Below are 12,913 nucleotides of genomic sequence, written 5' to 3'. Positions count from 1 at the left end.
CATCCTGATTTTAACAACAGCTTTGCGACAGTAAATTGAATCACGTTCGAGAAAGAAAGCGGCAAAGCCCTAACCATGTAAATGACATGGATGGGAGTTTATATCAATGTGGCGTTGGTGGTGAGTGGTATGAGGCAAAAGGGTGTAGTTAAAGTAAAACTAGAAAATTAAGCACCATAAAAAACCGTAACCTATTGATAACCTGGAAAATTGATCATAATGTTCTGTTCTCATTTCTGCGACAGGACTGTACCAATGTATCAATTCAATCAATTCGATCACACGGACATAGACAATTTAGATACAGTGCTCAAACAGCTCCAAGTACATGGATGTAACATTGCATTAATTAAAGCGTTGCCAAAAAATGCTAATGATAAAAATCAAATTTATATACATTCTAATGCAAGTTTACTGAACTCTATTTTTGCTTTGAACTTTAGAGATAGAGAAGCTAGTACCAGTCAAACTAAAAGAGCCTCTACCCCCGGTAAGAATATTCCTGAAGCTGTATTTGAATCCTTTTCATGGTTAGACAACAAAGGGCAAACAGCGAAGACTAAAGCTTGCAAAGCGATTGTATATTCACAATATCCCGAAGCCAGATTGTCAGGTTTTTTAACTGTTGACGGGGAAATGCCGCGTTCACTATCAATTGATTACACAAAGAGCAATGGGTTATTGCCCCGTTATTTAATAATCGGAGCAACGAAGGCTGGTGAAGCCATCGCAATGATTGCTGTTTCACCTAACAAAACCTTCGTAGAACAATTTAAAAATCTTGAGAATTACCATGGTTCTTCTGTATGTAAAGCGATCATTATTGAACAAGAAACAGGGACAGAAAAACTAAAATTTATTCTTAAAGACAAAATAGCAAACAAAGCATTGCTTGGTTGTCGCTTTAATAAAGAAGGGAATACTATTCCTTTTACTGGTACACAAGTACATGGTTACACACTCGAACATGCTTGTGGAATAAAGCCTAATGCCGATAAGAATGGTGATATTTTTGGTATTGAGTTGAAATCATTTACACGAAAGAAACTTACCCTATTCACGCCAGAACCTGATGGTGGACTTTACAAAGATGACTTCAATCGTTTTATGACAACTTATGGTTATGAAAAAGACGGGGCATACCGATTAACAGGCTTACATCGTGCATACAAAGAAAATACAAAAACACAATTAACACTAAAAATCATTTGCAAACATGCAATTAAAACCAAAGATCCGATTACAGGTAAGAAGAAAATAGAGTATAAAACCGGCTACTATACTCCTGAAATAGCAATTACTAAGCAAATGATGGATATGGCCGTCGTACTCGTCGATAGACAAGATAAAATAGCCGCAAGTTGGTCTTTAGAACGTTTACTTAACTGCTGGGGCGCCAAACATAATGAAGTTGTTTATGTACCCGCAGAGAAAATTTCTAATGACGATAAAGCAACACTAGATGATGGTTACAAATGGAAAGTGAAGTTTTCCAATAAGGTCTTATGGTGTAATAAGACTAATGCAGAGAATCTGTTCCAGGCCATTCATAAAGGGATTATTTACTTAGATCCTGCACCTAAATATTGCCCCGATAACCCGAAAGAAAACAAACGACGCTCACAATGGCGAATCAATGACATTTACAAAGCAGCTTGCGATTTATATGAGGAAACTGCAATAGTTCAATTATAAAAACCAAAAAAGGGAGTTTTGTGTGATAGAATCAAGCACAAAACACCCACCAAGAAGAAGTCATGCGATACAACGAAATACTTAAAGGTGATCTAGAAGATGAGAAGCGCCTACATCGAAATTTAGAAGAAACAAATAAGCTATTAAAACTTCTTATTGAAATTTACGACCAAAAGAACCTAGCTATTAAATTTCAACAACTTGGTGGCAATTATAGTGATATATCACGTGAAAAATTAAGTAAGTGGAAAGCTAACCCTAACGCTGGTTTTATTATTTTTCATGAAAAAGCGCTAGAAGATTTAAAAGAAAAACTCTTACCCCAAAAGCCCCCCCATTGGGATACGCCAAGTTTTACGTACATCGATCTCTTTGCTGGCATTGGCGGCTTACGCAAAGGCTTTGAAGATGTCGGTGGAAAATGCGTATTTACCTGTGAATGGGATATGGCCGCACGTAGAACTTATCTAGCTAATCACTATGTTGATGAGCACGAGCTGCCGTATTTCCTAGATGATATAAATGATAATCCAGAGAAGAATACTTCTTATATGGATGTCACTCAAATTACGCAGAGTGGAAATACAGAAGCGACAGAAGAAGACAGACAAGCAAGCATCTTAAAGCATATACCGCAGCACGATTTACTTCTTGCAGGCTTTCCTTGCCAGCCATTTTCACTCGCAGGCGTATCTAAAAAAAATTCATTAGGCCGAGCGCATGGGTTTGAGTGTGATACACAAGGCACTTTATTCTTCGATGTAGAACAAATTCTTATAACAAGACAGCCAAAATACTTTGTACTTGAAAATGTTAAGAATTTAAAAAGCCATGATAAAGGGAATACCTTTGCAACAATCATCAGAGCGCTCGATAACGCAGGATATTGGGTTGCTGATATATCGAATGTTGATTCAGATATTGAAGAAGCGATAAAACAAGTACGTAAACGTAAGCCTGAGCCAACAATCATTGATGGCGCTCATTTTACACCGCAACACCGTGAACGTATTGTATTAGTTGGTATACGTAAAGATTTAACTCAAGTAAGACCTGAGCTAAAGCAGCTTTCTCTCAACAATATAGAGAAGCCAAAAAATCGTTATACTGTGGATAATATACTTTGCAAACTCAACAAAGCAGAGAAAGAGAAATACACTCTTACACCAAACCTTTGGAACTATTTATACCACTACGCACTAAAGCATCAAACAAAAGGTAATGGTTTTGGATTTGGGTTGGTTGATCCACAAAACCCAAAAGCAATAACACGTACACTTTCAGCACGTTATTACAAAGATGGATCTGAAATATTAATTAACCAAGATGGACTCGAGCCTGAATACTTGATTGATAACAGACCCAACGGTATTAGAAAGAACCTTGAACGAGAGGAAGTAGCAAAAAGCTTCGCTGAGCGCTTCAAAAGTAATAATCCAAACACATCAGAAAAAGAATACAAACTTGCACTTAAAGAGGGTGAAAAGAAATATGATGAGCTGCACGGGCGTTATGCACCTGAGTTTGATTCATTATATAAGACACCACGACGACTTACTCCGCGAGAATGTGCAAGATTAATGGGATTTGAAAAGCCAGAGTTTGATCGAAATGAAACAGATACTGATTTTAGGATTGTTTGCGCAGATACAGCTGCGTACAAACAATTTGGTAACTCAGTTGTTGTACCTGTCTTTCGTTCGGTCGCAGCCTTATTAAAAAGTAAAATGTAATCTAATTACCTGAGTTTATATAAAAAGGCCGCGAATAAAGCGGCCTTTAACATAAATCATTAAGGTTAATCTATTGATTTAAACCATATAATTGACTTAGCCACTCTCGCTATTTTCGCCCTGCTACAGCCTAACTTCTGCTGTATCTCTGAATAACTCCGCCCAAGTTTTAACTGATCCCTTATATCTTGATGCAGAGATTCATTCACACGGCGACCACGATACTTACCTTCTGCTTTTGCTTTCGCAATACCTTGTGCTTGGCGTTTATGGCGAGTTTCGTAATCATCACGGGCCATGGCTGCACCTAAATCCAACATGAACTCGGTTAAAGCCAAGGTAATGCTGTTCTGCTCTCCTGCGCTGAACACCGCATGCGTCATAGGCTGATCTGCCACCACAATCACCAACCCTTTTTCCATGATACGTGCTTTTAAAGTTTTCCATTCAAGCCAAGGTAAACGAGTAAGGCGATCCATCTTTTCAATCAGCAACACATCACCGGCTTCGCTATCGTCGATCAGCTTGTTGAGTTCAGGACGTTCTAACTTGGTGCCTGATTGGTTTTCGATGTAGTAGCCAGCAATACGAAAATCAAACTTAGCGCCAAAGGCTTTGAGTTCTTCTTTTGCCCGTTGGGCATCTTGCTCGGTGGTTGAAGCACGAAGATAGGCACGGATCAGCATGGTTACCCCTAAACTGGTTTCGTTAGGGTGCACAAAAAATAGACTCTTAAAAAGGTATACAAGGAATCATGCTCTTATATGATAAAGATTACATGAATATCAAAGCAAAGCTCTACGAATGATAAAAATTATTCAATGTTTGAGTTAAAGGGGATCAGTAAGGAAAGAGCTATTGCTTATAATTAATGGTACGGATCATTTACGAGGTTGAATACTTCGATAAGCAACATCGGTTAAATAGTCATTAAGGCGATGAGACGCGATCACAGCTTCTTCTTCATTTGCATTGTATACCGCGCGTAATACAGCAGCATGCAATGACGACGCTTGAACAAAATCTTGTCCTTCATCTTTATACGTAAACCAAAAACGGCGCGACAAGCCCTGTAGCGGTGCCATCGCCAATTCTAAATACTCATTATCTGCTGCTTTTACCAATAATATATGTATCTCTTTTAATAACTCAGCATATTTAAAGTCATCTCTTTTTTGAGCGCAGGTTTCTAGCTCACTAGCAAGCTGCAGCATTTTCAACCTCACTTCAAGGGTTGCTCGTGATGCCGCATAACGTACACACAGTGCTTCTATATCACGTCGAACTTCCAATATTTTAAGCTGGCTTTCCACTGTTATCGGTGGGATTTGTATCCCTCTTCTCGGGTGAATTTCAGTCATCCGCTCATAAGACAAACGTTGTAACGCTTCACGTACAGGTGTTCTACCTAGACCTAAGCTTTCAGCTAGTTGCTTCTCGCTCACCATGCTTCCCGGCTCTAGTTCGCGGAAGATAATCATTTTCTCTAGCTGATTATACGCAACTTCATTCTTATTTAGGGGGTTAATTTTCATACCCTTTTGTTCCTTTGTTAAATTCTCAGTGAGCAACCTCACAATAAGACCAGAATTAATTTTACCACAAAAAATACAGGTATATATTCAACGCACACACCTGATATATCACATGTATACCAGTAATCTATTAGTGAGGCAACAATGAAATCTTGGAGTATTATCCGTCGTTATGAATCTCTACCAGAACTGCCAATTCTGGCAGAAGCTGAGGTATTGGTTATTGGTGGTGGTCCCGCAGGCGTAGCGGCGGCAGAGACCGCTGGTCGTATGGGTAAAGATACATGGCTGATTGAGAAATATGGATTTTGCGGTGGCGCAGCAGTCGCAGGCCTATCCGGCACCATTTGTGGTATGTACATGGCAACAGAAGACGAAAATGCCCAACCCGAGCAAGTTGTCTTCGGTTTTACTGAACGTTTTCGTCAAGAATTGGAAAAACGTGGTGGCGTGACACCTCCACAAATTTACGGCAAAACCTTCACAGTGACGCACGATCCGTTGGTATGGCGCGAAGTCGCCGATGACCTTCTTGAGCAGGCTGGCGTAAACACGCTATTCCATACAGCGGTTACTGGCGTGATCATGGATGGCGATGCGTTTAAAGGTGTGGTCATTGAGTCAAACGCAGGTCAAAGCATCATTCTCAGCAAAAAAATCATCGATGCCTCTGGCGATGCGGCGGTGGTAGCGCGCGCGGGTATGGATTACTACTTCGGTGACAACGGTCGTATTCAAAACCCAACCATGTTCTTCCGCTATGCGGGGGTAGATATGGATAAGTACCTTGCGTACTACGGTGAAGATACCATCTGTCCACCAAAAGTAACCGAGAACATTCTCGCGGCTAATGCATCGGGTGACTACGATCTTCCACGCCATAAGATTTGGATCTTCCCAACCACTCGCCCTAGTGAACTGATGGTCAACGCGACTCGCTTAGCTGGCCAAGATGGCCGCACATTGAACGTTATCGATCCGAAAGATTTCACTGAAGCAGAGATTTTTGGCCGTCGCCAAGTTCGTGACTACGCACGTTTCCTCAATAAATACGTGCCGGGTTGTGAAAATGCTTACGTGGTGGATACCGGTGTTGAAGTGGGTATTCGTCAAACTCGTTCAATTGTGGGTGTTGAAACGCTAACTAACGAAGACGTGGTTAACTGCCGCAAACGTGAAGACGGCATCTGTCGAACTCCGTGGCCAATCGAATTACACTCTGGCGATAAGCCAAAACTACACTGGCTACTGAACGATTACTATGACATCCCATTCCACACACTAGTCCCTGTTATTGGTGAAAATATTATCGTCGCAGGCCGCTGCCTAAGTGCAGAACATGAAGCTCTCGCTTCAGCACGCGTAACCGCGCAGTGCTTTGAACTCGGCCACGCAGCCGGCGTTGCCGCGGTACAAGCAATAAATACAAATTCAGCGATTCGTGACCTAAATGTTGCGGATATTCGCGCCATCATGATTGAAAACGGCAGCAATTTATAATTAGCAAGGAATTGCAATGAAATTCAATAATCTAGACCACAAACTATTCTGGCCTGCCATAAGCTTTACGTTCTTGGCACTCGGGCTCGCTGTATTCTTCCCTGAGCAATCAGGCGCGGCTGCAAATGCTGGCATGAAATGGGTAACCAACGATATCGGTTGGTTTATCCAGCTTGCTGGTTTTTCATCTTTGATGTTCCTTCTTTACCTTGCATTCAGCCGTTTCGGTAACATCAAACTGGGAACTGATTCAGACACTCCTGAATTTAGCTATTCAAGCTATGCGTTCATGATTTTCTCTGCTGGCGTAGGCGCTGCATTGATTTTCTGGGCCGTTGGCGAACCGATGTACTACATGCAAAGTCCACCAATGTTTGCAGAGCAAGGTTCTCCTGAGGCAGCACAATGGCTTATCACCTACACGTTATTCCATTGGGGACCAACCGGTTGGGCTATTTTCTGTTTACCTGCAGTTCCATTTGCCTACTACTTGCACAAGATGAAACGCCGTAATCTTCGTCTTAGCCAACTACTTGTTGATATTATTGGTGAAAAACACGCTAAAGGCATCGTTGGTTACATCATCGATATCGTTGCTATTTTCGGTACACTCGGTGCGTTTTCTACCTCGATGGGACTTGCTGTAGACCTTATCGGTGCAGGTATTGAAAACCTAACTGGCATTAAAAATGGCATCGAAGTGCAAGTGAGCATCATTATTCTTTTTATCGCATTCTATGCACTCGTGATGTTTGCCGGTATGAAGAAAGGCGTGTCGAAACTTGCTAATGCATGTGTGTACGCTGCATTTGCGCTAGGTTTGATCATTCTAATATCTGGTCCAACAGCTTTTATTTTCTCTTACTTCTTCGATAGCTTAGGTGTGATGTTTAACAACTACATCCGAATGAGCTTCTGGACTGATCCAGTGCAGAAATCTGGCTTCCCACAAGCTTGGACTATGTATTACTGGGCTTGGTACTTCGCTTACTTGGTGATGATGGGTGTTTTTCTTGCTCGTATCTCTAAAGGACGTACGATCAAGCAGTTAGTCCTAACAACCATTACTTTTGGTTCTGCTGGCTGTTCATTCTTTATTGCTATTTTTGGTAGCTACTCTGTATTTAACGAAATCACCGGCGCATTACCTATTTTACAATGGATGACGGAATCCGGCGTATCAAGTGCAATTATTCAAACCATTAAGTCTTTGCCATTTGGCGGTATCATTCTGGTGACGTTCTTGGTCGTTGAGTTCTTCCTTATGTCGACGACAATGACATCAGCAGCAATGGCAGTATCAATGATGACGACTAAAGAACTTGACCATGACGCAGATCCTGATGTTTCAGTACGTATGATTTGGGCAATTGGTATCGGTGCGGTATCAATGGCTGCATTCTTCATGGGCGGAAGCATAGATACCATTAAATCTATGTGTGTGGTTGTTGGCCTACCAATGATTGTTCTTTATTTCATGCTAGTGGTTTGTTTGATGAAATGGATTCGTCGTGACCATCCTGAACTCTTTAACCAAACAGTTGCTGCACCAGCACAAGTAAGCGATAACGCTGTTGAACTAAATAAAGTTGAGGCATAACAATGTCTATTGCAAAAATCACCTCTGTTGAATTTATTCCAGTCAATGTTGAAGCGACAAACTGGAGTGAAAATACCGTTATCGTTAAAGTGACTGATGAGAACGGTATGTACGGTATTGGCGAAGCCGATGGTTCCCCTGAAGTCATCAAAGCCTTTGCCGAATTAGAAACCGAACATAAATGGCTTAAAAATATTAAAGAAGCGGTGATTGGCCGTGAACCAATGGCATTCCGCTCTATTTGGGAAAATATGTACGACACCACTCGATGGGTTGGCATGCGTGGCCTAGGAATGTTTGTTATTTCGGGTATCGACATGGCACTGTACGATCTTGCAGGCAAACAGCTTGGCGTACCTGCATACCAACTAATGGGGGGTAAGAATCGCGACAAGATTACCCCTTATTTCACTCTATACCCGAGTGTATCGTCAGATGCTTCTCTGCAAGAAATCATCGATGCATATGCTGTACTATTCGATAAAGCGAAAGCGGTAGGTGCTAAAGCCGTTAAGGTTTGTATCATGCCTAGCTGCCCTGCGACAGATAAAGAGATTGTTTGGTATCTTCGCGAACTGCGTAATCTACTTGGCTATGATATTGATATGATGGTGGATTGTTTATACCGCTGGCATGATTGGCAGGCTGCACGTTGGACATTCAATCAACTTAAAGATATCGATCTCTATTTTGTCGAAGCAGCACTTCAACATGACGATTTAATTGGTCACAAGAAGCTCGCTGCGTGTTTATCGACACGTTTATGTGGCGCTGAAATGTCTACTACTCGCTTTGAAGCACAAGAATGGTTAAACACGACGGGTATTTCAGTGGTTCAATCCGATTACAATCGCTGCGGTGGTCTAACGGAACTGTTGCGTATTGAAGAGTTATGTGAATATCACAATGCGATCCTAATGCCACACAACTGGAAAACCGGTATTACTTCTGCGGCAGCCCGTCACTTTGGTGCTGCGATGAAAACTGATCACTACATTGAATATCTGCATCAAGAATTCTGGCAAGGTGAACTCACTCAAAATCTAACCCTAGATGAGCCGCCAATCATCGATGGTATGATTGCAGTAAGTGACGCTCCGGGTTTAGGTATTAAACTCAATATGGAGTACTTAAATAAAGTCAGCCAATAATTTCAAACTCATTTGGAAACAGTAAATAAATCAAAGGCATCTACGGGTGCCTTTTAAATTACTGTTAATTCAATAGATTGCCAATTGTTAGGATTCAGATATACATGATAATGGGAAAAAGCGCATATTATTATAATGTTGTAACGAATAAGGATTACTTATTCACAACCAACTCCCACCCATGCCACATAATATCTGTTATATCTACCGCAACAGAAAGCGATTATTTTCTAAATCGTAGTAAAGAAGAGCGATTAAACACAAAGCGTTATATCGTCTAGTTAATGGCACTTTCCAGCCTAACCATTTATAACGAAAAATCACTTTTCCCTACTTTTCAACTTCCTGTTTAGCGATACAATTCCTTGGTCCGACGTACAAAAACATAGAAGAACTAAAATAATGAGCACCCCTAACGCATTTCACTTTTTGCTAAAGCAAGTCCGTGAAGAGCATGGCATGACGCAAGTCGATGCCGCTAAACACTTGAAAATTGCAAGGCAAACCTACTTAGATTTAGAGTACGGAAAAACACTACCACGATTAGATACACTCATTGCAATATCGGCACTGTTTAATAAAAGTGTCGCGTATTTTACTGGCGAACGTCCCTCGTTAGACAGTTTTGATACCATGGAATTATTTGAAGAACTCCAACAACGGTATGTGAAAAAAGCCCCAAACATTGCTGACGCGATGCCTCATTAAAAACGATAAAAGCCTGCGCCAACAGGCTTTTTTATTGCTTTTGATCTTGCTTTACCGCAACGACCAGCCCACGTAGGCCGCTATAGAAATAAGAAAATAAAGCCTATAACCAAATACGGACAGGCCAAAGGATAGACACTATTTTTTAGCACCAAGCGGGCTACACTGGGTAGGCAGAGGATCTCGTTAAACAAGCCCGAATCTCACGCACTTACAATAGACCACCCGTATTTATGAAGTCATAAATACAGGGTTATATTTAAGTAATAATTTGAAGTCATCAATATAACAATTAACGAAATATCATAAAATCAGGATTATGACTTAGAGAATATCACTCTTGGATCATTCTTCGCTGCGTTTTTGAGTTATCTCTTTACCAAATAGCAAAAGGGCGTTGAAGTTACCTTCAACGCCCTTTTTTAAATTCTTTAAACACTTATTTGATTTGCGCTTTGTACATAGAAGCGAAAACTGGAGTGTATAAGCCAACAATTTTGTTAATGATACGTGACATTGTGAATTCCTTAATAAAGCAAGTTTTATATAATGTACAACCTTGCCTAAACACAGTATTTATAAGGCATTGGTCGCGTTTCGATGGGGGGCATTATAGGAGTTTAATCGGCTTTTAAAAGTGAGAAATAATGCTTCTTTGCATTAGTTTTACTAATGCAAATATTACATATCACCCCCACCAATAACCATTCATTAAATTCGAATAAATCCTCATTAATTGTTCTTTTTGTGGAAGGTGAATGTTACCAGCACCAAATTTTTATGGTGATTCTTAGTGTTAATGCTAACAACATCTCACTTACTGGAAATAAACAATAAAATGAAAAGTTAACCACTATTACGTAAACGTAATAATTAAAATGAGGTATCGCTTGCCGATATCTGCGGCTTATTTATCAGCTGCAGACAGTAACTTTCCAGTAAATGTGAGTTGTGATGCTGATTGTGTAAATACCACACCTGAGTGTGAACGCTCTGCGGTACCTTGTTTTTGGTAATGTGCGACATTTATGTTGCTAACGGCTGCTTTTTGAAATTGAACATTACCTGTAAACGCACCATCTTTAGCTGAAGCGTTATAAGACATAGCGATGATAGCGGCTGCGATAGTTGCTTTAATAACTGTTTTCATGAGTAATAAAACCTTGTGTCTTTATGTTTATAAACGCCTGTGCGTTTCGATGGGTGTATTATCAATAGTTACACCAAAAACAACAATACAGCAAAATAACAAAAGATTATTACCAACAAGTAACTATAGAAGAGGAAATCTAATCAGCCCTCCACCTTATGGCTTAACCCCACTATTCCTTGAAGCGTATAAACGATGATTAACACCTAAAAGGAATATTTCGAGTCACCGCAAGCATCAATGAAAAAATCAGTGCTCACTTATTCTTATTTTTCTTATTACGTGATCCTCTACACGAAACACTACAGCTTATTGCAGCTTAATTGCTAAGTTACGATATGTTTCAAATAGGCTGTGATAAAATAAAACGGTTATTGTAGTTTTTTGAGGTTTTATGGCGGATCAAGCCCAATTATTAACAAAGGCGCAGCGGCTCTGTGAAGAGCGAGGCGTTCGACTTACGCCACAGCGCTTAAAAGTGTTGGCGTTGATTATTGAGCACCATAGCTCAATCAGCGCTTATGAGTTATTAGATCAACTCAAAATTTCAGAACCGCAAGCAAAGCCGCCAACGATTTACCGAGCTTTAGATTTTCTCTTAGCACAAGGTTTTGTTCACAAAGTGGAGTCCACAAATAGCTATATTGCTTGCTGTGTACTAGGACATGCCGATCACTGTTCGCAGTTATTGATTTGTGATGAATGTGGCAGTGTTGAAGAGTGCCATGATGATGAGTTAGCCAAACTGCTTCGTCAAAAATCAGAAAAACTTGGTTTTAAGATTAATCATCATGTTGTTGAAAGCCATGGTATTTGTGAAAAATGCCAAGGCAATAAACCTATTATTTAACCTACAACGAAAAGTCTTACAATTATGCGCGCAGAATTTATAAACCCTTTTCTTGCATCTCTGATTAATGTGCTTAACACCATGGCATCTATGCCAATGACACCACAAAAGCCAAGACTAAAGAAAGATGAAATTGCGCGTGGTGATGTATCTGGCTTAATCGGTATGATTGGCCCAAAAACCAAAGGGTCGATGTCAATCACGTTTGAGCAAGATCTGGCGCTTGAAATCATGCAACGCATGCTCGGTGAACGTCCAGCAGGCATTAATGAAGATGTTACTGATATGGTTGGTGAAATTACTAATATGGTAACAGGTGGTGCAAAACGTGCACTGGCTGAAAATGGCTATGATTTTGATATGGCAACACCTGCGGTTGTTTCTGGTAAAGGCCATACCATTACCCATAAATGTGATAATGCGATCATCTTAATGCCATTTGATTCTGACTATGGCAAAGCCTATATCGAAATTTGTTTCGATTGATATCGTCTTTTTTAATGAAAATATAGCGTCAATTACACGATAAATTCTTTACTTTACTTAACGCTATCTAATTCTTTATTAAGTCTTTTATTAATAAAACCATTCTTAAATAAAAGACTACTCTCCGCTCTTTTTTCGATCTAGACTAGCTTATGTCATACGCATCATGTTACTTATAACTGCGGAGATGACTGTATATTATTTGTCTAAAAGGGAAAGACGTACATGAGTAAACTGACTGGAACCGTAAAATGGTTCAACGATGACAAAGGCTTTGGTTTCATTTCTGGAACAGATGGCAAAGATGTGTTTGTACACTTCAGTGCTATTCAAGCTCAAGGGCGCCGCACCTTACGTGAAGGCCAAAGTGTTGAGTTTATCGTTACGGATGGTCAGAAAGGCCCACAAGCCAGCGAAGTTATTGCACTGTAATAACTATCACTGAAAAGATAAAAAAACGCCGCTATTTAGCGGCGTTTTTATTATACAAACATATAACTTAGTA

General features: G+C 40.3%; 12 protein-coding genes. 9 read left to right on the top strand and 3 right to left on the bottom strand.

The features are described 5' to 3' along the window. The first annotated feature begins 255 nt into the window (after positions 1-255). On the top strand, positions 256-1,695 hold the full coding sequence (locus C9J40_RS15085; protein WP_107247337.1) for an MvaI/BcnI family restriction endonuclease: 1,440 nt from the start codon (positions 256-258) through the stop codon (positions 1,693-1,695). A gap of 62 nt (positions 1,696-1,757) precedes the next feature. Further along, on the top strand, positions 1,758-3,428 hold the full coding sequence (dcm, locus tag C9J40_RS15080; protein ID WP_107247336.1) for a DNA (cytosine-5-)-methyltransferase: 1,671 nt from the start codon (positions 1,758-1,760) through the stop codon (positions 3,426-3,428). Positions 3,429-3,493: 65 nt separating this feature from the next. Here the strand turns inward: dcm and C9J40_RS15075 are convergent, their stop codons facing one another. Together C9J40_RS15075 and C9J40_RS15070 are read right to left on the bottom strand one after the other, a co-directional pair. Beyond that, positions 3,494-4,114: a recombinase family protein gene (locus C9J40_RS15075; protein WP_107247344.1), complete on the bottom strand. Its 621-nt coding sequence runs from the start codon at positions 4,112-4,114 to the stop codon at positions 3,494-3,496. A gap of 195 nt (positions 4,115-4,309) precedes the next feature. Further along, entirely contained in the window at positions 4,310-4,963 is a 654-nt protein-coding gene (locus tag C9J40_RS15070; RefSeq protein WP_107247335.1) for a GntR family transcriptional regulator, read from the bottom strand. 144 nt (positions 4,964-5,107) lie between these two features. Between C9J40_RS15070 and C9J40_RS15065 the strand changes: the two genes are divergently transcribed. From C9J40_RS15065 to C9J40_RS15050, 4 genes are all read left to right on the top strand, one after another. After that, positions 5,108-6,463 carry an FAD-dependent oxidoreductase gene (locus tag C9J40_RS15065; RefSeq protein WP_107247334.1) on the top strand — a complete coding sequence of 452 codons (1,356 nt, stop codon included), beginning with the start codon at positions 5,108-5,110 and terminating at the stop codon, positions 6,461-6,463. 16 nt (positions 6,464-6,479) lie between these two features. Beyond that, positions 6,480-8,063 carry a BCCT family transporter gene (locus C9J40_RS15060; protein WP_107247333.1) on the top strand — a complete coding sequence of 528 codons (1,584 nt, stop codon included), beginning with the start codon at positions 6,480-6,482 and terminating at the stop codon, positions 8,061-8,063. Between the two features lie 2 nt (positions 8,064-8,065). Next, positions 8,066-9,214, top strand: coding sequence for a mandelate racemase/muconate lactonizing enzyme family protein (locus tag C9J40_RS15055; RefSeq protein ID WP_107247332.1), 1,149 nt, complete (start codon positions 8,066-8,068; stop codon positions 9,212-9,214). A 402-nt stretch (positions 9,215-9,616) separates the two neighbouring features. Further along, positions 9,617-9,922 (top strand): helix-turn-helix transcriptional regulator, encoded by a 306-nt coding sequence (locus C9J40_RS15050; RefSeq protein ID WP_107247331.1) that lies wholly within the window; start codon positions 9,617-9,619, stop codon positions 9,920-9,922. Positions 9,923-10,829: 907 nt separating this feature from the next. Here the strand turns inward: C9J40_RS15050 and C9J40_RS15045 are convergent. Continuing rightward, positions 10,830-11,072, bottom strand: a complete 243-nt coding sequence (locus C9J40_RS15045; RefSeq protein ID WP_107208015.1) for a hypothetical protein — start codon at positions 11,070-11,072, stop codon at positions 10,830-10,832. A 394-nt stretch (positions 11,073-11,466) separates the two neighbouring features. Here C9J40_RS15045 and zur point away from each other — a divergent pair, with 394 nt between their 5' ends. The 3 genes from zur to C9J40_RS15030 all read left to right on the top strand — a co-directional run bounded on the left by zur (position 11,467) and on the right by C9J40_RS15030 (position 12,840). Beyond that, a complete protein-coding gene (gene zur, locus C9J40_RS15040) occupies positions 11,467-11,922 on the top strand; it encodes a zinc uptake transcriptional repressor Zur (RefSeq protein WP_005372775.1) in 456 nt (151 codons plus the stop codon). 24 nt (positions 11,923-11,946) lie between these two features. Then, positions 11,947-12,408 carry a chemotaxis protein CheX gene (locus tag C9J40_RS15035; protein ID WP_005372777.1) on the top strand — a complete coding sequence of 154 codons (462 nt, stop codon included), beginning with the start codon at positions 11,947-11,949 and terminating at the stop codon, positions 12,406-12,408. 225 nt (positions 12,409-12,633) lie between these two features. Further along, positions 12,634-12,840 carry a cold-shock protein gene (locus C9J40_RS15030; RefSeq protein WP_005372779.1) on the top strand — a complete coding sequence of 69 codons (207 nt, stop codon included), beginning with the start codon at positions 12,634-12,636 and terminating at the stop codon, positions 12,838-12,840. The last annotated feature ends 73 nt before the right edge of the window (positions 12,841-12,913 follow it).

The sequence above is a fragment of the Photobacterium sp. GB-72 genome (assembly GCF_003026095.1).
Taxonomy (GTDB): domain Bacteria; phylum Pseudomonadota; class Gammaproteobacteria; order Enterobacterales; family Vibrionaceae; genus Photobacterium.
Note: the sequence above shows the minus strand (reverse complement) of the source record. Positions and strands in the feature narration are given on the sequence as shown.

What these genes read in the sequence shown, in the direction of transcription:
- C9J40_RS15060 (WP_107247333.1), top strand. Translation starts at nt 6,480, where the DNA reads ATGAAATTCAATAATCTAGACCACAAACTATTCTGGCCTGCCATAAGC.
- C9J40_RS15035 (WP_005372777.1), top strand. Translation starts at nt 11,947, where the DNA reads ATGCGCGCAGAATTTATAAACCCTTTTCTTGCATCTCTGATTAATGTG.
- C9J40_RS15085 (WP_107247337.1), top strand. Translation starts at nt 256, where the DNA reads ATGTATCAATTCAATCAATTCGATCACACGGACATAGACAATTTAGAT.
- C9J40_RS15075 (WP_107247344.1), bottom strand. Translation starts at nt 4,114, where the DNA reads ATGCTGATCCGTGCCTATCTTCGTGCTTCAACCACCGAGCAAGATGCC.
- C9J40_RS15045 (WP_107208015.1), bottom strand. Translation starts at nt 11,072, where the DNA reads ATGAAAACAGTTATTAAAGCAACTATCGCAGCCGCTATCATCGCTATG.
- zur (WP_005372775.1), top strand. Translation starts at nt 11,467, where the DNA reads ATGGCGGATCAAGCCCAATTATTAACAAAGGCGCAGCGGCTCTGTGAA.
- C9J40_RS15030 (WP_005372779.1), top strand. Translation starts at nt 12,634, where the DNA reads ATGAGTAAACTGACTGGAACCGTAAAATGGTTCAACGATGACAAAGGC.
- C9J40_RS15070 (WP_107247335.1), bottom strand. Translation starts at nt 4,963, where the DNA reads ATGAAAATTAACCCCCTAAATAAGAATGAAGTTGCGTATAATCAGCTA.
- C9J40_RS15065 (WP_107247334.1), top strand. Translation starts at nt 5,108, where the DNA reads ATGAAATCTTGGAGTATTATCCGTCGTTATGAATCTCTACCAGAACTG.
- dcm (WP_107247336.1), top strand. Translation starts at nt 1,758, where the DNA reads ATGCGATACAACGAAATACTTAAAGGTGATCTAGAAGATGAGAAGCGC.
- C9J40_RS15055 (WP_107247332.1), top strand. Translation starts at nt 8,066, where the DNA reads ATGTCTATTGCAAAAATCACCTCTGTTGAATTTATTCCAGTCAATGTT.
- C9J40_RS15050 (WP_107247331.1), top strand. Translation starts at nt 9,617, where the DNA reads ATGAGCACCCCTAACGCATTTCACTTTTTGCTAAAGCAAGTCCGTGAA.